Origin of the sequence: Sphingomonas echinoides (assembly GCF_029623395.1) — a bacterium.
Taxonomy (GTDB): Bacteria; Pseudomonadota; Alphaproteobacteria; order Sphingomonadales; family Sphingomonadaceae; genus Sphingomonas; species Sphingomonas echinoides_A.
Map to the genome: position 1 here is coordinate 17,010 of NZ_JAPYKK010000016.1, position 24,145 is coordinate 41,154.

A 24,145-nucleotide genomic window follows, 5' to 3' on the forward strand; every position below is an offset into this window, starting at 1 on the left:
CGCGACGGTGCGTAGGCCACGTTTATGACCGTTCGCACCCGTTTCGCGCCGTCCCCCACCGGGCACCTCCACGTCGGCAACATTCGCGCCGCGCTCCACAACTGGTTGTGGGCGCAAGCGCAGGGCGGGGAATTCTGGCTGCGGATCGACGATACCGATGCGGAGCGGAGCGAGGCGCGATTCGTCGACGCAATTGGCGCAGATCTCGCCTGGTTGGGGCTGATTCCATGCGGAGTTGAGCACCAATCAGCACGATTTGCGCTCTACCAAGCGCGATTTGACGCACTTTGCGCAGCCGGGCGAATCTACCCCGCGTATGAAACGTCGCAGGAGCTCGACCTCAAGCGCAAGATCGCCGCCGGACGCGGACTCCCGCCGATCTACGATCGCGCCGCCCTCGCGCTCACCGATACCGACCGCGCCCAACTGGAAGCGGACGGGGTGAAACCGCACTGGCGCTTCAAGCTCGACCACGACGCGCCGATCCTGTGGGACGACCTGATCCGCGGCCCCCAGAAGTTCGACGCCGCGACGATGAGCGACCCGGTGATCCGCCGCGCCGACGGATCGTGGCTCTACATGCTCCCCTCCGCGATCGACGATGCCGACATGGGGATTACCCATGTAGTGCGCGGCGAGGACCATGTCTCCAACACGGCACTCCAGTTGCAGATGTTCGCGGCGATGGGCGTCGCCCCGCCCGCGTTCGCACACGAGGCGCTGCTGACCGGGGCGGAGGGCAAATTGTCCAAGCGGCTCGGGTCGCTCGGCGTCGCGCATTTCCGTGAGATCGGGATCGAGCCCGAAGCGGTGCGCGCGCTGCTCGCGCGGATCGGGACGAGCTTGCCGGTCGAGCCGTTGGTCGACACGCAGGCGTTGGTCGAAAGCTTCGACTTCGCCAAGTTCGGTCGCGCGCCCGCGCGGTTCGACGAGGCGGAACTCGGCGGACTCAATGCCAAGATCGTCCACCAACTCGATTATACGCACGTCGCCGACCGGCTTCCGGCGGGGATGGGCGAAGCGGAATGGGTGGCGGTGCGGCCCAATCTGACGACCGTCGCCGAAGCCGCCGACTGGTGGCGCGTGATCGAAGGGCCGATCACGGCGGAGCGCGACCCCGCCGACGCGGACTTCCTCGAATCCGCCGCTCGGCTGACCAATGCGATCGCCTGGGATGCCGACCCGTGGCACGCGCTGACCGCCGCGCTCAAGGCCGAGACCGGGCGGAACGGCAAGGCGCTGTTCCTGCCGCTCCGCCGCGCGCTGACCGGGCTCGACCATGGCCCGGACATGAAGGCGCTGCTCCCGCTGATCGGGCAGGATCGGGCGCGGGCACGGTTGGGGGAATAGGGCGGAACGGTCCTCGGGGGGGCGCACCCGCGGGCGTCCTGCGGGTCGGTCGCCCCGGTGTGGCAAGCCCGGTACAGGGTCAAATGAACCGTTCAGCGGGCATGGGAGTTGAGCTCCGGTTACACCCAACCCCTAAACGTCATTGGAAGACATCATGGTCGATTTGAAAAAAGGCGCACTCGTCGCCGTTGTCGACGGGGAGCATCTGAAGCTCTTCAAGAACTCCGGCGATGCGGGTTCGCTGAAGCTGACCGAGCAGCCGACAGGCGACATATCGACCGAAAACATGGGTTCGGGCGGACGCCACGCGAGCAGCTCCGCCAATCCGTCGGACAGCCAGCAGGATGAGGACGCCTTTGCCGCTGGTGTGGCAGAAGTGCTCAACAAGAAGCTGATGGGCGGTTCGATCGACGAACTGGTGATCATCGCCGCGCCGCGCACACTGGGCGAACTGCGCAAGCATTATCACAAGACGCTGAGCGCCAAGCTCGTCGGTGAAGTCTCGAAGGACCTTACCGGTCACTCGGTCGCCGATATCGAGAAAGCGGTCCACGCGGCCTGATTCTCCGCAGTGCGATCGTCATGATCGAGACGGGCCTGCCGCAGCGATGCGGCAGGCCTTTGTCGTCCGGGGTGGCCCAGGGTGGCGGTCAGGCGGGGCAGTGCTTCGACCTTTAAGCTCGAGTCCCGTAGATCCCCGGCATCGCCTGCCCGGTCCAACGCGAAGCGGGCAGGCGTCGCGATACCCGGGGCTGGCATCCCCCCCCGCCAACGCCTATCTCTCCCCCATGAAGTTCCTGCAGTATCTTTCGCCCAAGCAGGCGTTCCGCGATGTGAAGACGTATGTCACGACGCGGCGGCCGCATCAGCTCGGCTTCATGGGGGTCGCGCTGGCGCTGACCTATGTGATGATCATGGGGGTGATCTATGAATCGCGGATCCCGCCCAAGCCGTATCATCGCGACATCATCTATGTGCAGAACTGGCGGCTCGACCGGACCGATGCGCAGATCATCGCGCAGCAGAAGATCGACAGCGCGGAGAAGGCCAAGCAGGACGCTGAGCTCAAGCGGCTTCAGGACGAACGCAAGGCGCAGTTCAAGAAGGTCAATGACGGGCTGAAAGCCTGGGGAATCTAACCCATGGACGATGCACGCTGGATGGGCGCGGCGCTCGCGCTCGCTACGCGCGGGCGCGGGCGGACGGCGCCCAACCCGAACGTCGGGTGCGTCATCGTCGCAGCGGGGAAGGTCGTCGGGCGTGGCTGGACGCAGGCGGGGGGGCGCCCGCATGCCGAGGCGATGGCGCTGGCACAGGCCGGGGAGAAGTCGCGCGGCGCAACTGTCTATGTGACGCTCGAACCTTGCGCGCACGTCTCGCCGCGCGGCCCCGCCTGTGCCGACCTGCTGATCCTGTCGAACGTCGCGCGTGTGGTCGTGGCGGTGGGCGATCCCGACGTGCGCACCGACGGCGCGGGGATCGCGCGGTTGCGTGCCGCGGGGATCGGGGTCGACGTCGGGACGGGCGAGTTGGCGGCGCGCGTCGCAATGGCGGGTTTCCTGACGCGGCTTGCGCTCGAGCGCCCGTACGTGACGCTCAAGCTGGCGATGTCGCTCGACGGCGCGATGGCGATGGACTCGGGGGCGAGCAAGTGGATCACCGGCCCTGCAGCGCGGGCGCACGCGCATCTCGAGCGATCGCGCCACGAAGCGATCCTCGTCGGGCGCGCGACGATCGATGCGGATGCGCCGACGCTCGACGTGCGGCTCGCCGGGCTCGAGGACCGCGCGCCGCGCCGCCTGATCCTGTCGCGCACCCCGGCGTTCGCGCACCCCGACGCCGATTCCGGCGCGTGGGAAAATGTGTCGGCCCCCGAGGCGATTGCCGCCATCACCGGAGTCGATCACGTGCTGGTCGAGGGTGGCCCGGCCACTGCCGCCGCCTTCCTCGCCGCGGATCTGGTCGATCGGTTGCTGCTGTACCGCGCGCCGATCCTGATCGGTGGCGGACGGACGATCCCGGACATCGGCGTGTCCGACCTTGCCGACGTGCACGGGCGTTGGCGCTTGACCGACGCGCGCGCCCTTGGCAGCGACCGGCTCGAGGTTTACGAGCGCGTAAGGACGCGCGCTGCCGCGGCACCGCCGGGCGCAAGGGGATAAGGCGAATGTTCACCGGGATCATTACCGACATCGGCACGATCGACCGGGTCGAACAGCGCGGCGACCTGCGCATCGTGGTTTCGACCGGCTATGACATGCAGGGCGTCGATCTCGGCGCGTCGATCGCCTGTTCGGGCGTGTGCCTGACGGTGGTCGACAAGGGCGGCGACGCGCTCGGCGGCTGGTTTGCCGCCGACGTCTCGGGCGAAACGCTGTCGCGCACCGCCGCGGGGCAATGGACCGCCGGCGCCAAGCTCAATCTGGAGCGCGCGCTCAAGCTGGGCGAGGAACTCGGCGGGCATATCGTGACCGGCCATGTCGACGGGATCGGCGAGGTCGTGTCGACCACGACCGAGGGCGGATCGCTCCGCGTCGTCGTTGCGGCAGGACCCGACATCGCGCCGTTCGTCGCGCCCAAGGGGTCGATCACGCTCGACGGCGTGTCGCTCACCGTCAACAGCGTCGAGGACGAGCCCGAGCGCGTGCTGGTCGGGATCAACCTGATCCCGCACACCGCCGCGGTCACCACCCTCGGCAGCCTTCATGCCGGTTCGCCGATCAACATCGAGATCGACGTGCTGGCCCGGTATCTCAAGCGCATGGAGCATTATCGTGGCCGCTAACCCATCGTCCGGTCCCGAAGTCGCGCGGCTGCGCCACGGCTTCCTGTCGTCGCCGGAGGAACTGATCGACGAAGCCAAGAACGGCCGCATGTTCATCCTGGTCGACGACGAGGATCGCGAGAACGAGGGCGATCTCGTCATCCCCGCGCAGATGGCGACCCCTGAGAAGATCAACTTCATGGCCAAGCATGGTCGTGGGCTGATCTGCCTTGCGATGACCAAGAAGCGGGTCGACGAACTCGGGCTCGGGCTGATGAGCCGCCACAATGGCACGCGGCACGAAACCGCGTTCACCACCTCGATCGAGGCACGCGACGGGGTCACCACCGGCATTTCCGCTGCGGATCGCGCGCGGACCATCTCGGTCGCGATCGATTCATCGAAGGGCAAGGACGAGATCGTCACGCCGGGGCATGTCTTCCCGCTGGTCGCGCGCGATGGCGGCGTGCTGGTGCGCGCCGGGCATACCGAGGCGGCGGTCGACGTGTCGCGGCTGGCGGGGCTCAATCCGTCGGGCGTGATCTGCGAGATCATGAACGAGGATGGCACGATGAGCCGGCTCGACGACCTCGTCGCCTTCGCGCAGCTTCATAATCTTAAGATCGGCACGATCCGCGACCTGATCGCCTATCGCCGTCGCCACGACCACCTCGTCGAGAAGCGCGCCGAAATGGCGTTCGACTCGCGCTGGGGCGGGCAGTGGAAGGCGATGACCTTCCACAACAAGGCGACCGGCGACGAGACGATTGCCTTGGTCAAGGGCCGGATCGACCCCGCCAAGCCGACGCTGGTGCGGATGCACACCATGTCGACCTTCGTTGATGTGTTCGGCGAGGAAAACGAGCGGTCGGGCTTACTGTCGCGCTCGATGGAACTGATCGGCGAGGAAGGCGCGGGCGTGATCGTCGTGATCAACCGGCCGATGAAGGATTCGCTCACGCGCTTCATCAAGCTGCGCGGCGAGGGCAAGGGCGCGGGCGCGCCCGAGGTCGAGGAACTCCGCGATTACGGCGTCGGCGCGCAGATCCTCGCCGAACTCGGGGTCGAGGAAATGATCCTGCTGACCAACACGCATCACGCGCTCGTCGGGCTCGAAGGCTATGGCCTGTCGATCGTTGACGAGCGTTCCATCCCCGGTACGGGCGGAGAATAATGGCCAAGATCCTCATCGTCGAAGCACGGTTTTACGACCATCTCAACGACCTGCTGCTCGAAGGCGCGCGCGCCGCGATCGAAGAGGCGGGGCACAGCCACGAGACGATCACCGTTCCCGGCGCGCTCGAGATCCCGGGCGCGGTCGCGCTGGCGGCGGACAGCGACCAGTATGACGGCTTCGTCGCGCTGGGCGTCGTGATCCGCGGCGAGACCTATCATTTCGAGATCGTCGCGGGCGAAAGCGCGCGCGGGTTGATGGCGCTGTCGATGGACGGGCTTGCGATCGGCAACGGCATCCTGACGACCGAGAACGAAGCGCAGGCGCTGACGCGCGCGCGCAAGGACGAGAAGGACAAGGGCGGCGAGGCCGCCAAGGCCGCGCTCGCGATGATCGCGCTTAAAGACCGGTTCGGCTGAGCGGCGCGTGGTGAACGGGCCGATCCTGTTTACCGAACGGCTGATCCTCCGCCCGCTCGCGGCGGAGGATGCGGAAGGCTGGTATGCGTTCAACGCCGACCCGGTGACGATGCGGCATCTAGGCGGCGTGCAGGACCGCGGCACCGCGTGGCGCTCGCTGTGCATCATGGCGGGGGCGTGGCAGATCCGCGGGTTCTCGATGTTCTCGCTGATCGAGCGTGGCACCGGGCGCTGGGTCGGGCGCGTCGGACCGTGGATGCCCGAGGGCTGGCCCGGGACCGAAGTCGGCTGGGGCGTTGCGCGGGAATTCGCCGGCAAGGGTTTCGCGCGCGAGGCGGCGGTGGCGACGATCGACTATGCGTTCGACGTGCTCGGCTGGGACGACGTGATCCATACGATCGCACCGGAGAACGTCGAGTCCGCTGCGCTGGCGGCCCGGCTGGGGTCGGTCAACCGCGGACCGACGCGCTTGCCCGCGCCGCTGGCGCATCTGCCGGTGGATGCGTGGGGGCAGACCGCGGCGGAGTGGCGCGCTAGGAAGCGCTAAGCGACGCCCTCTTCCCACGACCCCTGCGCTTACTTATACCCGTGTCAATAAGCGGGAGAGCAACACGATGGCGTACGCGCATACGTTCAAGGCCAACCCCCACTGGCTGCCGCGCCAGAAGCAATCCGCGATCCGCGATATTCCCGGCGAGGACGGACTCCCCTTCGTCGGCAACACCTTCAAGATGCTGCGCGATCCGGGTGCGTTCGGGCGGCGGATGATCGCGCAATATGGTCCGGTGTTCCGCAACAATGCGTTCGGCGGACCGACCGTGACGCTAGTCGGCCCGGAAGCGAACGAACTCGTGCTGTTCGACCGCGATCGCGTGTTCTCGTCCGAACAGGGGTGGGGGCCGCTGCTCAACCTGTTGTTTCCGCGCGGGTTGATGCTGATGGATTTCGAAAAGCACCGCGCCGACCGCAAGGTCATGGCGGTCGCGTTCAAGCCCGAGCCGATGCGGCATTATGCGGAGACGCTCAACGTCGGCATCGCGCGCGAAGTCGCGACCTGGGGCGACCGGCCGCTGCGCTTCTACGATGCGATCAAGGAACTGACGCTCGATCTTGCCGCCGAGAGCTTCCTCGGCATGCCGCTGGGGGAGGAAGCGAACCGGATCAACCAGGCGTTCGTCGACGAGGTGCAGGCGTCGGTCACGCCGATCCGCATTCCGCTGCCGGGCACGCAGATGCGCAAGGGGGTGAAGGCGCGCGCCTATCTGATCGATCTGTTCAAGCGCGAGATTCCGGCGCGGCGGGCGGGGCAAGGGCAGGACTTCTTCTCGCAATTCTGCCGCGCGACCGGGGATGACGGGCAACCGCTATCCGCCGATGCGATCGCGGATCACATGAACTTCCTGATGATGGCGGCGCACGACACGATCACGTCGTCCGCGACCAGCCTCGTCATGCTGCTGGGGCGCAACCCCGAATGGCAGGAGAAACTGCGCGCGGAGATCGCCGAGCTTGGGCTCAACGACGGCGGCGCGCTGCCGTATGGCCAGCTCGACCGGCTGGAATTGACCGACATGGCGTTCAAGGAAGCGCTGCGGATGATTCCGCCGGTGCCGTCCTTGCCGCGGCGGGCGGTCAAGGCGTTCGACTACGGCGGTTATCATATTCCGGCGGGCAGCACGGTCAGCGTCAGCGTGACCTATACGCACATGATGCCCGAGCTGTGGCCCGATCCGCAGCGGTTCGATCCGTTCCGATTTACGCCGGAAGCGGTGCGCGCGCGGCATAAATATGCGTGGGTGCCGTTCGGTGGGGGTGCGCACATGTGCCTGGGGCTGCACTTTGCGACGATGCAGATCCGGATCCTGCTGACGCAGTTGCTGAGCCGGTATCGGATCGCGCTGGAGCCGGGGGCAGGGGCGGAATGGCAGGCCTGGCCGATCCCGCGCCCGAAGGACGGGTTGCCGCTGCGGTTCGTGCCGCTGGGGTAGAGGTTGGGGGTTGGGTAGATGCCGTCATCCCACGTCCGTCATCCTGAACGCGTTTCAGGATCCAGCCCTCCGCGAGTCCGGACTATGCCTGTTGCGCGGTGGATGCTGAAACAAGTTCAGCATGACGGCGGCTTTTGGGGGGCGGGGCGGGGTGACGCTCAAACGTCCGATTGCCTGTCTGCAGAGGTTTCGCGCGGGCAGGAATCCATCGTTTCGGATGACGGATCCGGGGGAGGGGGCCGCCGCGCCAAGACTGACGCGGCGGCCGTTAGATGGGCTTACGCGTCAGCGGTTTGCAGGGCCGGATAGTCGATGTAACCTTCCGGTCCCTGGCTGTACCACGTCTTGGCATCGTCCTTCGCCAGCGGCGCACCGGTGCGCAGGCGCTCCGGCAGATCGGGGTTGCTGATGAAGGTCCGCCCGAACGCGATCGCGTCGGCGACGCCTGAGTCGATCGCAGCCTGGGCCTCCGCGACCGTCGTGTAATCCGAGTTGAGCACCAGCGGGCCCTTGAACACCTTGCGGATTTCGGGCGACTGCTTGGGCACTTCGGTCTTGCCGAAGGTCCCGTTGGGGCCGGGTTCGCGCAGTTCGAGGAAGGCGATGCCGATGGTGTCGAGCACCGTGGCGGCGGCGGTGAACAGGCCGGTCGGGTTGCTGTCATCGACCCCCTGTGAATCGCCATTGGGCGACAGGCGGACCGCGGTACGGTCGGCACCCGCGACGCTTGCGACCCGCTCGGTCACTTCGCGCAGCAGACGGATGCGGTTCTCGATCGATCCGCCGTAGGAATCGTCCCGGAAGTTGGCGTTATCGCGCAGGAACTGGTCGATCAGATAGCCATTGGCCGCGTGGATCTGCACCCCGTCGAACCCGGCAGCGAGCGCGTTGCGGGTTGCCAGCTCGTAATCGTCGATCAGGCGGGGAATCTCGGACAGTTCGAGCGGACGCGCGGTCTCGAAGTCCTGCTTGCCCTCATAGGTGTGCGCCTGGCCCGCGGTCGCGGTTGCCGAGGACGAGACCGGCTGCATGCCGATCACCGAGGAATGAACCTGGCGGCCCATGTGCCACATCTGCACCATGATCCGGCCGCCGGCGGCATGGACGCGCTCGGTGACCGGCTTCCACGCCGCGACCTGCTCGTCGTTCCACAGGCCCGGCGCGAACGGCCAGCCGAGACCCTCGCGGCTGATTCCAGTCGCTTCGGTGATGATGAGGCCCGCACTCGCGCGCTGCTCGTAATAATCCTGCATGATCTCGGTCGGGACGAATGCCTTGGTCGAGCGGCCCCGCGTCAGCGGCGCCATCAGGATACGGTTGGGGGCGTGGATCGCACCGAGCTGGATGGGATCGAACAAGCTGGGCATAAAACACGAAGTCCTTTTGCTGTGACGCAGCACAGATAGGAAGCTACACGGCCGCATGCATCCGCGCTCCTCCGAAAGAAAAACTGTCTCGCCCAAAAACCCGGTCGAGCCGACCCCGCTCGCGATCGCCGCGGTCATCCTGGCGAACGCCGCGCTCGCCTTCGGGCCGTGGTTCGTCCGGCTGGCGGATGTCGGGCCGGTATCCTCGGCATTCTGGCGGATTGCGCTCGCGGCGCCGCTGCTGGCGGGGGCCGCGCTGGCGACCGGGTGGCGCCCCTCGCGGAATACCGGCGCCGGTGGACTGTCGGGACTGTTGTGGGCGATGATCGCGGTGGGCGGCGTATGTTTCGCGGCGGATCTGGCGAGCTGGCACCTCGGCATCCTGCGCACCACGCTCGCCAACGCCACGCTGTTCGGCAATTGCGCGATCCTGATGTTCCCGATCTACGGCTTCCTTGCCGCGCGGAGCTGGCCGACGCGGATCCAGGGCATCGCGCTGCTGCTGGCGACGGTCGGCGCGGTTCTGCTGATGGGGCGGTCGTATCAGCTCGATCCGCGCAACCTGGCGGGCGACATGCTGTGCCTGCTCGCCGGCGTGCTCTACACCGGCTATTTCATCCTGATGGCGCGCGCCCGCGCGACGCTGCCGCCGGTTCCCGCGCTCGCCTTGTCGACGCTCGCCAGCATCCTGCCGTTGCTGCTCTTCGCGCTGCTGCTTGGTGAGACGATGTGGCCGACGCACTGGGGCCCGCTGGTCGGGCTGGCGCTGGTAAGCCAGGTGATCGGGCAGGGGCTGATGCTCTTCGCGCTCGGCAAGCTGCCGCCGCTGGTGGTCGGGCTCGCCTTGCTGGTCCAGCCGGTGGTCGGCGCGACGATCGGCTGGACCGTCTATGGCGAGAAACTGGGCTTGCCCGATCTGTTCGGGGCATCGCTCGTCGCGGTCGCGCTGGTGCTGGTAAGCCGTCGCGCACGCGACTAGATAGGGGCATGGCCGATCCGATCCCGCTCCCCGTTCCCGTCACCACCCCCGTCAATCGTCTTGCCGACGCGACGCTCGACGAAATCCGCGCGGCGCTTGCGCCGTCGATTGCGGACAATGCCGGGTTCGACGGCTGGGGTGACGCCGCGCGCGACATGGCGGCGGACCAGGCGGGGGTTGACCGCGACGTCGCGCGGCTGGCGTTTCCGGGCGGCGCGGTCGACATGATTGCGGCGTGGTTCGCGCAGGTCGATGCCGAGATGCTCGCGCGCCTGCCGCAGGACCGTCTGATGACGATGAAAGTGCGCGACCGCATCCCCGCGCTGGTCGAGGCACGGCTCGACATCGTCGCGCCCAATCGCGAGGCGCTCCGCCGCGCGCTCGCGATCCTGGCACTCCCGCAGAATGCGGTGCGCGGGATCAAGCTCGGCTGGCATGCTGCCGACGTCATGTGGCGCGCGGCGGGCGATACCGCGACCGACTATAACCATTATACCAAGCGGACGCTGTTGTCGGGCGTGTACGCCGCGACCATCACGGTCTTCCTCGACGACGCCAGCGAGGGCCATGCAGACACGCGCGCGTTCCTCGCGCGGCGGATCTGGGGGATCATGCGGTTCGAGCGGATCAAGAACCGGATGGTCGGCCAGTCCGAATTGCGGCCGAGCCTGTCGCGGTTTGTCGGTCGGTTGCGCTATCCGGCGGTGTGAATGCGACGGGCTGCGAACGGATCGCATTTAGTGCTGGCGCTTCCCGGTCGTTATTGATAATCAGTCGCATCATGGACATGTCGCACCCCGTCAAGCTCCCGCTCAGCCTCGAATCCCTGCCGCATCGGCAAGTCGCGACGGTCGCCGCGATCGACTGGGCGCATCTCTCGACCCCGGAAGCGCGTCGTCTCCGCGAACTCGGTTTCGATGAGGGCGTGGGGATCGAAGTGCTCCACCGCGCCAGCCTCGGCCGCGGACCGATCGCCTGCCGGATCGGCCGGATGACCGTCGCGCTGCGCCGCGCGGTCGCGGGTGCGATCTTCGTTTCGCCCGTCACGCACTGAGTGACCCTCCAGTGACGACCGCCACGCCGCTCGTGGCGCTGGTCGGCAATCCCAATGCCGGCAAGAGTGCGCTGTTCAACGCGCTGACCGGCGCGCGCCAGAAAGTCGGCAATTATCCCGGCGTCACGGTGGAACGGCATTCGGGGCGACTCGCCCTGCCCGATGGACGGGTCGTCGATCTGGTCGATCTCCCCGGCGCCTACAGCCTCGATCCCTCCAGCCCCGACGAGCGCGTCACGCGCGACGTCGTGACCGGTACGCAAACCGGCGAGCGGCTGCCCGATGCGCTGGTCGTGGTGGTCGATGCGTCCAACCTCGACAACCATCTCCGCTTCACGCTTCAACTGATCGCGCTTGGTCTGCCGGTGGTGGTCGCGCTCAACATGTTCGATCTGGCCGAGCGTGACGGGCTGACGCTCGATCCGAAAAAGTTGTCGGAAGAGCTGGGCGTCCCGGTCGTGCCCACCGTCGCGGTGCGGCGGCGCGGGCTCGAGGAATTGAAGACGCTGCTCGGCGGGATCGTCGATGCGGATGCTGCGATTCGGCTGCGCCCGAGCAACCATGCGATCGGCGAGGACATCGTCACGCTGCAACGCCGCGCGCGCAAGATCGCGACGGCGGCGACCGTGGCGGAGGCGCCTGCGCGCCGCTGGGGCCATGCGTTCGATTCGGTCGCGCTTCATCCGGTGTTCGGGCTGGTGCTGCTGTTCGTCATCCTGTTCGCGATGTTCCAGGCGGTGTTCTTCGCCGGCGCCGCCCCCGCGGATGCGATCGCGGCGGGGTTCGACTGGATTTCCGGACGCGTGAAGGACGTGATGCCCGATTCGGTGCTGCGCTCGCTGATCACCGACGGGATGATCGCGGGCGTCGGCGCGGTGGTGAAGTTCCTGCCGCAGATCCTGATCATGTTCTTCTTCATCCTGGTGCTCGAGGCGAGCGGTTACATGGTCCGCGCCGCCTTCCTGATGGACCGGGTGATGGCGAGCGTCGGCCTGTCGGGGCGGGCGTTCATTCCCCTGCTGTCGAGCTTTGCCTGCGCGGTACCGGGAATCATGTCGACGCGGACGATCGAGGACGAGAAGGACCGGCTGACCACGATCCTCGTCGCGCCGCTGATGACCTGTTCGGCGCGGTTGCCGGTCTATACGTTGGTGATCGGCGCGCTGATCCCCAACATTAAGGTCCTGCCGTTCGTGGGGTTGCAGGGGCTGGTGATGCTCGGCCTGTACATCATGGGGGTGGTCGGCGCGTTCGTGGTGGCGCTGGTGCTGCGGCGGACGGTGACCAAGGGCGAATCCTCGGGCTTCATGATGGAAATGCCCAAATACCAGATGCCGCGCCTGCGCGATCTGGCGATCGGGCTGTGGAGCCGGGCGGAGGCGTTCCTCAAGCGCGCGGGCACGACGATCGCGTTCACGACGATCGTGCTGTGGGCACTTTTGAGCTTCCCCAAGCCGCCCGAGGGGAGCCCGGTCTCGCCGGTCAATTATTCGGTTGCCGGACGGATCGCCAATGCGATCGAGCCCGCCTTCCGGCCGATCGGCTTCAACCGCGACATCGTGCTCGCGCTGATCCCGGCGATGGCCGCGCGCGAGGTCGCGGTGGCGGCGCTCGGCACGGTCTATGCGATCGATTCGGCAAGCGACCAGGACGAAGCCAAGATGGCGCAGACGCTCCATGCGCGGTGGAGCCTGCCGACCGCGCTCGCGTTCCTGATGTGGTTCGTGTTCGCACCGCAGTGCATTTCCACGATCGCCGTCACCCGGCGCGAGACCAACGGTTGGACGTGGCCCGCCTTCATGGTTGGCTATTTGTTCGCGCTCGCGTACATCGCTGCAGGCGCGGTCTACTGGGCCGCAATCGGACTTGGGCTCTAGCGGGCCCCACAGCAGCGGGACTTCAAGATTATGGCGGGCGGCAGCGTCAACAAGGTGATCATCGTCGGCAATCTCGGCCGTGATCCCGAAAGCAAGAGCTTCCAGAACGGCGGCAAGGTCGTCAACCTGCGCATCGCGACGTCGGAAACCTGGAAGGACAAGAACAGCGGCGAGCGCAAGGAACAGACCGAATGGCATTCGGTCGCGATCTTCAACGAAGCGCTCGGCGGCGTCGCCGAACGCTATCTGCGCAAGGGTTCGAAGGTCTATATCGAAGGCGCGCTCAAGACCCGCAAGTGGCAGGACGCGCAGGGCCAGGACCGCTATTCGACCGAGATCGTGCTGCAGGGCTTCAACGGCGTGCTGACGATGCTGGACGGCGCGCCCGGTTCGGGCGGTGGTGCCGGCGGCGGCGGCGGCGGGGGTCGTGACGACTTCGGCGGTGGCGACGACTTCGGTGGCGGTTCGGGCGGCGGTGGCGGCTACGGCGGCGGCGGCGGCGGGAACCGGGGCGGCGCGAGCCGTGGTGCACCGGCGAGCGGCGGCGGCGCGGCGCGGGGCGGGTTCGCGGATGATCTCGACGACGACGTTCCGTTCTGAACCGAACCGGTTGCGCTGCGTTGCACTCCTACATGATTAACGAACTCTCCACGGACGCGCCGATCGGCCACGGTTGGCGCGTCGATGAGGGAATGCGCGCGATCGCGATCGCCGAGCACCGCATCGAAACGCTGCGCGACGATAGCGCGCTCAAGAAGATCACCGACTTCGCGGCGATCCTGTGCGATGCACCGATCGCGCTGGTCAGCATCGTCGAGGCGAGCCGCCAGACGTTCCTGTCGCGCACCGGCCTCGACGCGAGCGAGACCCCGCGCGAAACGTCCTTCTGCGCGCACGCGATGTTCGGGACCGACATCATGATCGTGCCGGACGCGACGCTGGACCCGCGCTTCAGCGACAACCCGCTGGTGACGGGGGATCTCGGGATCCGCTTCTACGCGGGCATGCCGCTCATCAGCGATGGCGGCATTCCGCTCGGATCGCTGTGCATCATCGATCGCACGCCGCGCGCCGACCTGACCGATTTCCAGCGCCAGGGCCTCAAGGTGCTTGCCGCCGACGTGCTCAACCGATTGAGCGACAGCCGGACGAGCGCGATCGCCCGCGCGACGATCGCCGACAGCGAGGGCCGGTTCCGGACGCTGGCGGACAGCATGCCGCAAATGGTCTGGTCGACCCGGCCCGACGGTTTCCACGATTACTATAACGCGCGCTGGTACGAATTCACCGGCATGTTCCCGGGATCGACCGATGGCGACGCCTGGAACGACATCTTCCATCCCGAGGATCAGGCGCGGGCGTGGGAACAATGGCGGCACTCGCTTGCCACCGGGGAGCCGTATCAGATCGAGTATCGGCTGCGGCATCGCGACGGTACCTATCGCTGGACGCTGGGCCGTGCGTTGCCGATGGTCGATGCCGAGGGCGCGATCATGCGGTGGATCGGCACGTGCACCGATATCCACGAACAGAAGCTGGCGAGCGAGGAGCGCGAGGTCATCGCGCAGGAGCTGAGCCACCGGATCAAGAACATCTTCGCGGTGATTTCAGGGCTGATCTCGTTCGCCGCGCGCGCGAACCCGGATTTCCGGCCGATCGCGGACGATCTGCGCCAGCGCGTCACCGCGCTTGGCCGCGCGCATGATTTCGTGCGGCCGCACAGTGCGCGCTCACGACCCGAGGCGCGGCAGAACAGCCTGCACGGATTGCTCGACGCGCTGTTCCAACCGTATCAGACCGTCGATACGGCCCGCGTCCGGATTTCCGGGGCCGACGTCGCGATCGATGACCGCTCGGCAACGCCGCTGGCGCTGCTGTTCCACGAACTCGCCACCAACGCGGTCAAATATGGCGCGCTGTCGAGGGACACCGGGCATGTCACGGTCATCAGCGCCGTCGACGGCGACCAGATCGTCCTGACCTGGCGCGAACATGGGGGGCCCGACGTGTCGCGGCCCGAAACCGCCGGTTTCGGCGCGCAGCTGATCGATCTCAGCGCGACGCGGCAATTGGGGGGCACTGTCGTCCACCATTGGGCGGAAGACGGGTTGCAGGTGGTGCTGACCGTCGGGCGGGCTGCACTCAGCCGCGGGTGAGGCTCAGGCGAGCAGGACGAAATCGCCGCTCAGCGCTTCCTGGTTGAGGGTTTCGCCGGTGGTTGCCGCCGCTGCCGCGCACAGGATGGCGGATTCGCTGAAGGGCTTGCGGACATAGCCAAGCGCCCCGGTCGAGTGCGAGATCTGGCTTGGGTTGGCGGTGACGAACACCACCTTCAACCCATATTGCTCCGACAGCGTCTGTGCGAGTTCGGGTCCGGTGGCGCCATCGCGCAGGTTGATGTCGACGAGCGCGAAGTTGCAATTCTCCGCAGCATCCAGCGCACCAAGCTTGTCCGCCGCAATCGCTTTGACTGCATAACCGGCGTCGATCAGGATTCGTTCGAGGTCCAGCGCGACGAAGATTTCGTCTTCTACGATCAAGGCAGTCGGGATAGACATAACAAGAACACGATCTGGATGATGTAAGTTAATGTTGCGAACCCCGCGGAGAAAGCTTTGGTTCCGCAGATTCGTTAGAACTCAGTAGAAATACAGCATGTTCCGCGCGGAAATTGGCCGCGGCGGAGGTCGTTTGCTTGTCCCCGGAAAGGAACCAGGCACCCTCGACCGCGATATCCCGCGCCTTCACGAACCCGCGGAAATCGTCGATCGTGACGTGATGGATGTTGGGCGTGTCGAACCATTGTTCGGGCAACAACCGCGTCACCGGCATCCGCCCGCCCCACAACAGCGACAGGCGCACGCGCCAGTGCGCGAAGTTGGGGAAGGACACGAACGCCCGCCGGCCGATCCGCAACAGATGGTCGAGCACGACGTCGGGGCGATGCGCGGTCTGCAAGGTCTGGCTGAGGATCGCATAGTCGAAACTGGCGTCGGGATATTCCTTCAGGTCGATGTCGGCATCGCCCTGGATGACCGACAGACCGCGCGAGACCGCCGCCGCGACATTGCCCGCGTCGAGTTCGAGCCCGCGCGCGTCGACCTGCTTGGTGTCGCGCAACGCGGCCATCAGCGCGCCATCGCCACAGCCGACGTCGAGTACGCGCGCGCCGGGCTCGATCCGGTCGGCGATGATCGCAAGATCGGGGCGGAGCATCACTGCGGCGCCCGCGCGAATGCTGCGGCCTCGGGCGAAAGCCGTTCCATGTAGCGGTCGGCGCGGATCAGCGAATGGAAGCCGAGCGTCTCATACACCCCGTGCGCATCCCTGGTGGCCAGCCCGATCCGGCGCAGCGCGGCGTAATCGGGACGGTCGAGGAACCACGACACCATCCGCCGCCCCAGCCCCTGACCGCGTCCGGCCTCATCGACCCACACGTCGGCGAGCCAGGCGAAGGTCGCATGATCGGTGATCATCCGCGCGAACCCGACCTGAACGTCGCCGCGATACGCGCCAAGCGGATGCGACCCTGCAATTGCGCGCTCGACGAGATCGCGGGCGATGCCGGGCGACCAATAGCTCGATGCGAGCCAGCCGTGGATGCGGTCGATCTGCAACAGGCTACGATCGTCGGACAGGATGATATCGGTCATGCGCCAGCCCTCAGGAAACCATCGACGACGCGGTTCAACTCGGGCGCCTCCAGCAGGAATGCGTCATGCCCGAACGGGCTCGACAGTTCGACGAAACTGACCGGCGCGCCCGCCGCGTTGAGCGCATGGACGATCGCACGCGATTCCGCGGTCGGATACAGCCAGTCGGTATCGAAACTGACGAGGCAGAAGCGCGCCTTGGTCGCGCGGAAGGCGTTGGCGAGGTGGCCGCCATGTTCTTCCGCCAGATCGAAATAATCCATCGCGCGGGTGATGTAGAGATAGGAATTGGCGTCGAACCGGTCGACAAAGCTGATCCCTTGGTGGCGCAGATAGCTTTCGATCTGGAAATCGGCGTCGAACCCGAAGCTCTTGGCGTCGCGCGCCTGGAGCCGCCGCCCGAACTTGGCGGTGAGCCCGGCCTCGGACAGGTAGGTGATATGCGCCGCCATCCGCGCGACCGCCAGCCCCGCCGAAGGGGGATCGGCTTCCTCGTAATAGGCCCCGCCGCGCCATTTCGGGTCGGCCATCACCGCTTGTCGCCCGACTTCGTGGAACGCGATGTTCTGTGCGGTATGGCGCGCGGTGGAGGCGATGATGACGACCGCGCGCACTCGGTCCGGGAAGGTCGCAGGCCAGCTCAGCGTCTGCATCCCGCCCATCGACCCGCCGACGACCGCCGCGAGCGTATCGATCCCGAGATGATCGAGCAGCATCGCCTGCGCGCGCACCATGTCGCGGATCGTGATGACCGGGAAGCTCATCCCCCACGGCGCCCCCGTCGCGGGGTTGACCGTCGCGGGGCCGGACGACCCCATGCAACTGCCCAATACGTTGGAACAGATGATGAAATGCCGTGCCGGATCGACCGGCTTACCCGGGCCGACCATCCGTTCCCACCAGCCCGGCTTGCCCGTCACCGGATGGCGCGAGGCGACATGCTGGTCGCCGGTCAGCGCGTGGCAGATCAGGATCGCGTTCGAGCGATCGGCATTGAGCGTGCCATAGGTCTCATAGGCGATCTCGACCGGCGACAGCAGCGCGCCCCCGTCGAGCCGCAACGGCCCCGGCAACGTGACGTGGCGGGCAAGCCCAAAGCGCGTGTCGTCCATGGCGGTAGCGGATAAGCGCGGGACGCGCCGGGTACAAGCGATGCTGCGGTTGGACGATGGGGGGATGCTTGCCTTCGCCGAATCGATCCGCCATGTCGCGTGCCATGTTGCCCTTCGCCCGCGTCACCATCATCGGCATCGGTTTGATCGGATCGTCGATAGCCCGCGCGGTTCGCGCGACCATGCCCACGGTACGGCTGACCGGCTATGACGCCGACCCCGAGGTCCGCGCGATTGCCGAGCGGATCGCCTTGTTCGACGATGTCGCCGACAGCAGCGGCGCGGCGGTGATCGACGCGGATCTGGTCATCCTGTGCGTGCCCGTCGGCGCGATGGGCGCCGCCGCCGCCGAGTTCGCGGCCGATCTGCCCGCGGAAGCGATCGTCAGCGATGTCGGGAGCTGCAAGGCGGAGGTCGTCCGCGCGCTGGGGGAGGCGCTCCCCGGCGCCACGGTCGTTCCCGCGCACCCGGTGGCGGGCACCGAGCGCAGCGGGCCCGAAGCGGGGTTTGCGACGCTGTTCCACAAACGCTGGTGCATCATCACCCCGCCCGAGGGCACCGATCCGCTCGCGGTCGAGCGCGTCGCCGAATTCTGGCGGCGGCTTGGCGCGGAGATCGAGATGATGGCGCCGGAGCATCACGACCGCGTGCTCGCAATCACCAGCCATCTGCCGCATCTGATCGCCTATACGATCGTCGGCACCGCATCCGACATGGAGGAAGTCACTCAGTCCGAGGTGATCAAATATTCGGCGGGCGGTTTCCGCGATTTCACGCGGATAGCGGCGTCCGACCCGACGATGTGGCGCGACGTGTTCCTGGCGAACCGCGAGGCGGTGCTGGACATGCTCCAGCGCTTCTCGGAGGATCTGACCGCGCTTCAGCGTGCGATCCGCTGGGGGAAGGGGGACGAGCTGTTCGATCTCTTCACCAAGACCCGCGCGGTGCGTCGTGGAATCATCGAGCAGGGGCAGGACGATCCGGCCCCCGATTTCGGGCGGACGCACGAGTAACGCGCTTCGTTGGTGTTGAAAAACCGTACGTCATCCTGAACTTGTTTCAGGATCCGGCCCTCCGCGAGTCCGGACGATGCCTGTTGCACGGTGGATGCTGAAACACGTTCAGCATGACGGCAGCTTTTGGGGCGCAGATGACGATCAAACCACCGATTGCCTTTAATGCAAATGTCCCGCCTTAGCGGGGATGACGCAACTAGAGTGAGGTCACCCCAGCTGGCTCCCGCTCCAGCGCATTGATCGCCGCGTGCACGCGCGCTTCCGCTTCCTCGCGGGGCAGCCCCGGCGGGATCGGCGTGCCGAACCGGTACGTCACCGTCCCCGGCACATGCGGCCCCTGGCGCGGCCACACCAGACCGCTGTCGATCGCGATCGGCACGACCGGGATCTTGAGCATCTGATACAGCCCGGCGAACCCTGCCTTGAGCGCAGGCTGTTCGCCCGGTGCGACGCGCGTGCCTTCCGGAAAGATCAGGATCGAGCGCCCCGCCGCCAGCGCCACCCGCGCTTCGCGCAGCATGCGCCGCAACGCGCCCGCCGATGCCTCGCGGTCGACCACGATCACGCCATATTGTTTCGCCGCCCAGCCCCATACCGGAATATCGGCGAGCTCCTGCTTCATCACGATCGCGGGATGCCGCAGCATTCGCCCGAGCTCGAGCGTCTCGTACATCGCCTGATGCTTGGCGGCGTACAGCACCGGACCGTCATAGAATCGCTCACCCTCGATCCGCTTGAAGATCCGCAGGAAGGTCCGCGTGGTCAGGCCGTGATATTGCGTCCAGAAATGGGTGTGCGCGATCATCGCGCGCGTGCCGAACAGCGCGGAAAGCACCGAGGTCAGCACGATCGGCACCGATCCGGCGTAGAAGACGATCTTGAACAGCAGGTTGCGCATCGCGATCATGTAGCCGCCCCAATCAGCAGCGCCACGCGGCGCAACAGCAATTTGTTATATTCGGCGATCAGCATCGGATAGCGCGGCTTGCTCGGCACGCCGTCGCCAAGCACGGTCGCATCGCCGTTCAGCGCGTTGACCAGTTCCAGCCGCGCCCGCGGCAAGTGCCAGTCCGACGTCACCAGCCGCACCGAGCGATAGCCGTGTTCGCGCACCCAGTCCGCGGTTTCGTCCGCGTTCGAGCGCGTGTCGACCGCCTCGTGGCCAAGATCGATGCAGCAGGTGAACAACTGCGCGCTGACGTCATATTCATGCGCGAGCTCGCCGGGGCGGACTTGCGGGGCGACCCCGCTGATCAGCATGCGCTTGGCGGCATGGTCCTGCAGCAGCGCCAGCCCGCGCGTGATCCGCCCCGACGATCCGGTCAGCACCACGATCGCGTCGGTCGGCGCCCCCACCGTGGGCGCGGGTCCGGGCATCGTCGCCAGGAACAGCGCGAACCCGCCGCCCCACAACAGCGCGAGAAAGGCGATCAGCCGCAGCATCACAACACCCGCCGCAGCGCCGCCAGCACCGCCAGCCGCGCCGCCAGCGTCGCCAGGATCGCAAAGGCGATCGGCAGGCAGCCGAGGATTACCCAGTCGCGCACCCCGAGCTGCAATCCCGTGACCAGATCCGACCCGAGCGCATCGAGCTGCACCCCGACCAGCAGCACCACGCCGATCGCCGCCGCCATCCCGACGAGTCCGCCGAGCAGCGTATCGAGCCCGATCCGCCGCTGGAACAGCCGCGCGACCTGGACGTCGGTCGACCCCAGCATGTGGAGCACCGCGATCGTGTCGCTATGCGTGTCGAGCCCCGCGCGCGCCGCGAGGATCACGACCGCTGCGGTTGCCCCCGCCATCAGCAGCACCAGCCCGCCGGCCATCCCGCTCAACATCCGCATCACCGAGCGCACCGGGCCCAGCCAGCTTTCCTGCCGGTCGACGCGTGCACTCGGCGCCGCCGCGCGCACGACCGCCTGGACGCGCGCCAGCGTCGCGGCGCTCGCTTGCGTCAGGTCGACGTCCATCATCGCGGGGATCGGCAGATCGGGGTCCGCGCCGTCGGTGCCGAGCCATGGCCGAAGCATCTCGGCGAGATGCGCCGGATCGACCGCAACCGCGCGCCGGACCTCGGGAAGCCGTTTCAACGCGGCCAGCGCGGCAGCGGCCTCGCGCGTGCGGACGCTTTCGGCGGGGGCGACGACCTGCACCGTCAGCCGGCCGGCAAGCTGGCGGTCGAGCACCGCGGCCACCCCGAGCGTGGCAAGCCCCAGCGCAGCGGCGAGCACCGTGAGGAACAGCATGATCGCCATCACCCACGCCATCGCGCGCGTGCCGTGGCGGTCGTCGAGCAACCGCCGATCCGCCGCCGATGCGATGATCCCCATGGTCATTGCACGGTATCGGGTGGCGGGAAGCGCAGCGATCCGGTCGGATCGACCAGCCGCCCCTTGTCGAGCCGCATCATGTGCGCGTGCGGGATTCGCTTGAGCGTGTGGAAATCATGCGTCGCGACGACGACCGTCGTGCCCAGCCGGTTGAGCGAATCGAACAGATGGAGCAGCCGTTCCGCCATGTCGGGGTCGACGTTGCCGGTCGGTTCGTCCGCGACGAGGATCTCGGGCCGCCCGATCACCGCGCGCGCGATCGCGACGCGCTGCTGCTCGCCGCCCGACAGCGTCGGGGGTCGCGCATCGGTCTTGTCCGACAGCCCGACCCAGGCGAGCATCTCGCGCACCGGGTCCGCGACTTCGCGTTCGGGCACCCCCGACACGCGCAGCGGCAGCGCGATATTGTCGAACGCGGAGAGATGCGGGACGAGCCGGAAATCCTGGAACACCACGCCGATCCGCCGCCGGAAGCCGGGCAGGCGCGCGCGCGGCAGCGTCACCGCATCCTCGCCGAACAGCCGGATGCTGCCGCGGGTCGGGCGCTGCGACAGATACAGCAACCGCAGCAGCGACGTCTTTCCCGCACCCGACGCACCGGTCAGGAAGTAGAACGCGCCGCGCGACAGCGAAAAGCTGAGGTCGCACAGCGTTTCCTGCCCCGTGTCGTAGCGAAGCCCCACATTCTCGAATTGAACGATATTCGCCATGCGGCGTGCGCTACTCGCTACTTGTTCATGCCCCGCATCCTGCATCGCACGATCTTCGCCGCCGCGACAAGCACGCAGGTGCCGCGCCGGCGGGGTTCCGCGCCGGCGCGCGCGGGGCTCTTGCCACCGGGGCGGTCGGCGGCGTAGATTCCGTTATCCTTGTGGACGCCGCGGCGCGCGTATCGTGCGATATGCCGCCCCCCGTCCGCGCTCGTTGCCTGCCCCGCACCCCTTGCTGTCTGAATTGCCCCGATGATCCTCGAATGTACCGAGTGCGACACCCGCTATGTGATCCCCGATAGCGCGGTCGGGCCGGAAGGGCGCTACGTGCGCTGCGCCAATTGCAAGCACAGCTGGTTCCAGGAACCCGTTCCCGCGCTCGAGCTCGATCAACCGGTGGAAGACGACGCGCCGGAAGACTCGACAGCGGCTGCCCCCCGGGAAAGCGACGCCGCGCCGGAAATCGCTGCCCCCATTTCCCCGACCGTCCCGACACCGGTCGAGCCGACCCGCAGCTACACAGACTATGACGCGTTCGCGCATCAGCCGCCGTTCCGCGCGCGCCGCAACCCCGCGCGGCGCTGGACGATCGCCGCGGTCGTCGCGGGCGTGGCGATGCTCGGCGCGACCGCCGCGATCATCACCAGCGGCGCGCCCCGCACCGCTGCCGCGCTGTTCCACACATCGACCGAAACCCCGCTGCGGCTGATCAACAAGCCGATCGACCGACACGATTACAACGGCAACGAGGTGTTCGCGGTCAGCGGGACGGTGCTCAACCCGACCGACACGCGCCAGCGCGTCCCCGACATCCGCGCCGACTTGCTCGATTCGCAGCGTCGGGTCGTCTTCAGCTGGGTAATCCGCCCCGAGGCCACGTCGCTGCCGCCCAAGGGCCGCGTCGAGTTCAACAGCGCCAAGCTCGACGTGCCGGTCAATGCGAAGTTCCTGTCGCTCAGCTTCTCGGGCGAATCCGCGCGCTGACCCAGACGAACCGCGCGCCGTGCAAGACCGTCGCCGCGACCATCCCCAGCCCCGAGGCATAGACCAGCCCGAGTGGCCCCGCGCCGTGCGTCACCAGCAGCCAGCCGAGGCCACCGGTTACGACGAAGAACGCGATGATGCTGTTCACCCCCGCGACGATCTGGTCGCCCAATGAGCGCAGCGCATAGACGAACACCAGTTGCACCCCGTCGAACAGGATGAACGGCACCCACACCGGCAGCATCGCGAGCGCCGCCGCATGGACCCCCGGCGCCGCTGGAAACGCCTCCACCACCGGCACGCGCAGCAGCAGCGTCACCATCGCCAGCGCGCCCGTGATCGCCGCCGCCAGCCCCGCCGCGATCAGCGTGCGCGGGCGCACTTGGGCGGGGGCGTCTTCCCCCACCGCATTGCCGACGCGAACCCCCGCCGCGGACGCGAGCCCGACCGCCGCGCCGAACGTGACGTTGTGGAGCGAAAACACGATCTGGAAGGCGTGCGCGGTCACCGGCCCGAGATCGGTCGACAAGGCGATCAGGATCGAGAAGCCGAGCAGTTCGAGCCCCGACGCAAGCGCCGGGATCGCGCCGAACCGCCCCAGCCGCAGCGCCCCCGGCACCGCCGCGCGCCATACGGCGAGCGTCATGTCCCGCACCCCGCGTGCGCGCGCATCGCGCGTCGTCCAGGCAACGCCGAGCATCCCCGCCGCCCCCAGCAGCGACGCGATCGTCGTCGCCAGCGCCGCGCCGACCGCCCCCATCGCCGGCGCGCCAAAATGCCCGTCCGCCAGTATCCACGCCAGCAGCGCGTTGATCGGCAGCGTGGCGAGATTGACCACGGTCACGCGGCGCGGGCGCGAGACGCCTTCGAGGAAGAAGCTGGCCGCGATGCTGATCATCTGCGCGGGATAGGCCAGCGCCATCATCCGGACGACCGCCGCCGCCGGATCGACCAGCGCGGGCGCGACTCCGATTCCGCCCAGCAATGGTGCGGCGAACAGCCCGAACCCGAGCGCCCCCACCAACCCGAGGATCGCAGCCAGCACCAGCCCTTCGCGCAGGGTCGCACCCGTGGCGGGCAGATCCCGCGCCCCATCCGCGCGCGACGTGAAGACGAGCGTTCCCGACAGCCACGCCAGCCCTGCGACGATCGTGACGAAGGTCAGCGCGCGACTCGCCCCGAAGGCCGCGACCTGGTCGGTCCCGGTCAGCCCGACCACGACCACGTCGGTCACGTTGAGGATCGTCCAGTTGAGGCTGGTGAGCATCACCGGCCACGCCAGCGACAGGATTCGGTGCGTTTCCGCCAGGGTAGCCGGTCGCCCGTATGTCATGGCGTGCTGCTACGGGAAGCGCATAAAAAACGATA

27 protein-coding genes are annotated in these 24,145 nt (G+C 67.4%); 17 read left to right on the plus strand and 10 right to left on the minus strand.

All coding sequences use genetic code 11. The features are described 5' to 3' along the window. Window positions 1-24: 24 nt before the first annotated feature. The 9 genes from QBJ92_RS11195 (at window position 25) to QBJ92_RS11235 (ending at window position 7,695) form a co-directional block, all read left to right on the plus strand. Window positions 25-1,350: a glutamate--tRNA ligase gene (locus QBJ92_RS11195; RefSeq protein ID WP_277969777.1), complete on the plus strand. Its 1,326-nt coding sequence runs from the start codon at window positions 25-27 to the stop codon at window positions 1,348-1,350. A 154-nt stretch (window positions 1,351-1,504) separates the two neighbouring features. Continuing rightward, entirely contained in the window at window positions 1,505-1,912 is a 408-nt protein-coding gene (locus QBJ92_RS11200; RefSeq protein WP_277969778.1) for a host attachment family protein, read from the plus strand. Window positions 1,913-2,138: 226 nt separating this feature from the next. Further along, a complete protein-coding gene (locus tag QBJ92_RS11205; RefSeq protein ID WP_277969779.1) occupies window positions 2,139-2,489 on the plus strand; it encodes a hypothetical protein in 351 nt (116 codons plus the stop codon). A gap of 3 nt (window positions 2,490-2,492) precedes the next feature. Beyond that, complete coding sequence (gene ribD / locus QBJ92_RS11210; protein WP_277969780.1) at window positions 2,493-3,512, plus strand: bifunctional diaminohydroxyphosphoribosylaminopyrimidine deaminase/5-amino-6-(5-phosphoribosylamino)uracil reductase RibD; 1,020 nt, start codon at window positions 2,493-2,495, stop codon at window positions 3,510-3,512. A gap of 5 nt (window positions 3,513-3,517) precedes the next feature. Then, window positions 3,518-4,135, plus strand: a complete 618-nt coding sequence (locus QBJ92_RS11215; RefSeq protein ID WP_277969781.1) for a riboflavin synthase — start codon at window positions 3,518-3,520, stop codon at window positions 4,133-4,135. After that, window positions 4,125-5,288, plus strand: coding sequence for a 3,4-dihydroxy-2-butanone-4-phosphate synthase (gene ribB / locus QBJ92_RS11220; RefSeq protein ID WP_277969782.1), 1,164 nt, complete (start codon window positions 4,125-4,127; stop codon window positions 5,286-5,288). Before QBJ92_RS11215 ends, ribB begins: the two co-directional genes overlap by 11 nt. Then, window positions 5,288-5,707: a 6,7-dimethyl-8-ribityllumazine synthase gene (gene ribH, locus QBJ92_RS11225; RefSeq protein WP_277969783.1), complete on the plus strand. Its 420-nt coding sequence runs from the start codon at window positions 5,288-5,290 to the stop codon at window positions 5,705-5,707. Before ribB ends, ribH begins: the two co-directional genes overlap by 1 nt. A gap of 10 nt (window positions 5,708-5,717) precedes the next feature. Beyond that, complete coding sequence (locus QBJ92_RS11230; protein WP_277969784.1) at window positions 5,718-6,254, plus strand: GNAT family N-acetyltransferase; 537 nt, start codon at window positions 5,718-5,720, stop codon at window positions 6,252-6,254. Between the two features lie 67 nt (window positions 6,255-6,321). Next, complete coding sequence (locus QBJ92_RS11235) at window positions 6,322-7,695, plus strand: cytochrome P450 (RefSeq protein WP_277969785.1); 1,374 nt, start codon at window positions 6,322-6,324, stop codon at window positions 7,693-7,695. A 278-nt stretch (window positions 7,696-7,973) separates the two neighbouring features. On the opposite strand, the gene QBJ92_RS11240 is transcribed toward QBJ92_RS11235, so the two are convergent. Then, complete coding sequence (locus QBJ92_RS11240; RefSeq protein WP_277969786.1) at window positions 7,974-9,062, minus strand: alkene reductase; 1,089 nt, start codon at window positions 9,060-9,062, stop codon at window positions 7,974-7,976. A 55-nt stretch (window positions 9,063-9,117) separates the two neighbouring features. On the opposite strand from QBJ92_RS11240, the gene QBJ92_RS11245 reads away from it, so the two are divergent. The 6 genes from QBJ92_RS11245 (at window position 9,118) to QBJ92_RS11270 (ending at window position 15,128) form a co-directional block, all read left to right on the plus strand. After that, on the plus strand, window positions 9,118-10,041 hold the full coding sequence (locus QBJ92_RS11245; protein WP_277969787.1) for a DMT family transporter: 924 nt from the start codon (window positions 9,118-9,120) through the stop codon (window positions 10,039-10,041). Between the two features lie 8 nt (window positions 10,042-10,049). After that, window positions 10,050-10,751, plus strand: a complete 702-nt coding sequence (locus QBJ92_RS11250) for a COQ9 family protein (protein ID WP_277969788.1) — start codon at window positions 10,050-10,052, stop codon at window positions 10,749-10,751. A 71-nt stretch (window positions 10,752-10,822) separates the two neighbouring features. After that, complete coding sequence (locus QBJ92_RS11255; RefSeq protein ID WP_277969789.1) at window positions 10,823-11,095, plus strand: FeoA family protein; 273 nt, start codon at window positions 10,823-10,825, stop codon at window positions 11,093-11,095. A gap of 11 nt (window positions 11,096-11,106) precedes the next feature. Further along, window positions 11,107-12,972: a ferrous iron transporter B gene (gene feoB, locus QBJ92_RS11260; protein WP_431358393.1), complete on the plus strand. Its 1,866-nt coding sequence runs from the start codon at window positions 11,107-11,109 to the stop codon at window positions 12,970-12,972. 30 nt (window positions 12,973-13,002) lie between these two features. Continuing rightward, window positions 13,003-13,572, plus strand: coding sequence for a single-stranded DNA-binding protein (gene ssb, locus QBJ92_RS11265; protein WP_277969790.1), 570 nt, complete (start codon window positions 13,003-13,005; stop codon window positions 13,570-13,572). Window positions 13,573-13,604: 32 nt separating this feature from the next. After that, window positions 13,605-15,128: a sensor histidine kinase gene (locus QBJ92_RS11270; protein ID WP_277969791.1), complete on the plus strand. Its 1,524-nt coding sequence runs from the start codon at window positions 13,605-13,607 to the stop codon at window positions 15,126-15,128. Between the two features lie 3 nt (window positions 15,129-15,131). Here QBJ92_RS11270 and QBJ92_RS11275 read toward each other — a convergent pair whose 3' ends face one another. Genes QBJ92_RS11275 through metX form a run of 4 tightly spaced genes read right to left on the minus strand, consistent with a single transcriptional unit; the run spans window position 15,132 to window position 17,737 of the window. Continuing rightward, entirely contained in the window at window positions 15,132-15,530 is a 399-nt protein-coding gene (locus QBJ92_RS11275; RefSeq protein ID WP_277969792.1) for a response regulator, read from the minus strand. 28 nt (window positions 15,531-15,558) lie between these two features. Then, on the minus strand, window positions 15,559-16,191 hold the full coding sequence (metW, locus tag QBJ92_RS11280; RefSeq protein WP_277969793.1) for a methionine biosynthesis protein MetW: 633 nt from the start codon (window positions 16,189-16,191) through the stop codon (window positions 15,559-15,561). Next, window positions 16,188-16,625: a GNAT family N-acetyltransferase gene (locus tag QBJ92_RS11285; protein ID WP_277969794.1), complete on the minus strand. Its 438-nt coding sequence runs from the start codon at window positions 16,623-16,625 to the stop codon at window positions 16,188-16,190. The genes metW and QBJ92_RS11285 overlap by 4 nt, the downstream gene beginning before the upstream one ends. Beyond that, on the minus strand, window positions 16,622-17,737 hold the full coding sequence (gene metX, locus QBJ92_RS11290; protein ID WP_277969795.1) for a homoserine O-acetyltransferase MetX: 1,116 nt from the start codon (window positions 17,735-17,737) through the stop codon (window positions 16,622-16,624). The genes QBJ92_RS11285 and metX overlap by 4 nt, the downstream gene beginning before the upstream one ends. A 104-nt stretch (window positions 17,738-17,841) precedes the next feature. Here metX and QBJ92_RS11295 point away from each other — a divergent pair, with 104 nt between their 5' ends. Next, window positions 17,842-18,750, plus strand: coding sequence for a prephenate/arogenate dehydrogenase family protein (locus QBJ92_RS11295; RefSeq protein ID WP_277969840.1), 909 nt, complete (start codon window positions 17,842-17,844; stop codon window positions 18,748-18,750). 199 nt (window positions 18,751-18,949) lie between these two features. Here the strand turns inward: QBJ92_RS11295 and QBJ92_RS11300 are convergent, their stop codons facing one another. From QBJ92_RS11300 to ftsE, 4 genes are read right to left on the minus strand one after another with little or no spacing between them, the layout of a single operon-like run. Next, on the minus strand, window positions 18,950-19,660 hold the full coding sequence (locus tag QBJ92_RS11300; RefSeq protein WP_277969796.1) for a lysophospholipid acyltransferase family protein: 711 nt from the start codon (window positions 19,658-19,660) through the stop codon (window positions 18,950-18,952). Then, window positions 19,657-20,196, minus strand: a complete 540-nt coding sequence (locus QBJ92_RS11305) for a YdcF family protein (RefSeq protein ID WP_431358394.1) — start codon at window positions 20,194-20,196, stop codon at window positions 19,657-19,659. Before QBJ92_RS11305 ends, QBJ92_RS11300 begins: the two co-directional genes overlap by 4 nt. Beyond that, the gene (locus QBJ92_RS11310) at window positions 20,196-21,089 is read right to left on the minus strand and encodes a cell division protein FtsX (protein ID WP_277969798.1); all 894 of its coding nucleotides are present in this window, start codon (window positions 21,087-21,089) and stop codon (window positions 20,196-20,198) included. The genes QBJ92_RS11305 and QBJ92_RS11310 overlap by 1 nt, the downstream gene beginning before the upstream one ends. After that, window positions 21,086-21,793, minus strand: coding sequence for a cell division ATP-binding protein FtsE (gene ftsE / locus QBJ92_RS11315; RefSeq protein ID WP_277969799.1), 708 nt, complete (start codon window positions 21,791-21,793; stop codon window positions 21,086-21,088). The genes QBJ92_RS11310 and ftsE overlap by 4 nt, the downstream gene beginning before the upstream one ends. A gap of 252 nt (window positions 21,794-22,045) precedes the next feature. Here ftsE and QBJ92_RS11320 point away from each other — a divergent pair, with 252 nt between their 5' ends. Next, entirely contained in the window at window positions 22,046-22,777 is a 732-nt protein-coding gene (locus QBJ92_RS11320; protein WP_277969800.1) for an MJ0042-type zinc finger domain-containing protein, read from the plus strand. Here the strand turns inward: QBJ92_RS11320 and QBJ92_RS11325 are convergent. After that, window positions 22,749-24,110, minus strand: a complete 1,362-nt coding sequence (locus QBJ92_RS11325; protein ID WP_277969801.1) for an MATE family efflux transporter — start codon at window positions 24,108-24,110, stop codon at window positions 22,749-22,751. The two genes, QBJ92_RS11320 and QBJ92_RS11325, sit on opposite strands and share 29 nt — an antisense overlap. Window positions 24,111-24,145: the final 35 nt, after the last annotated feature.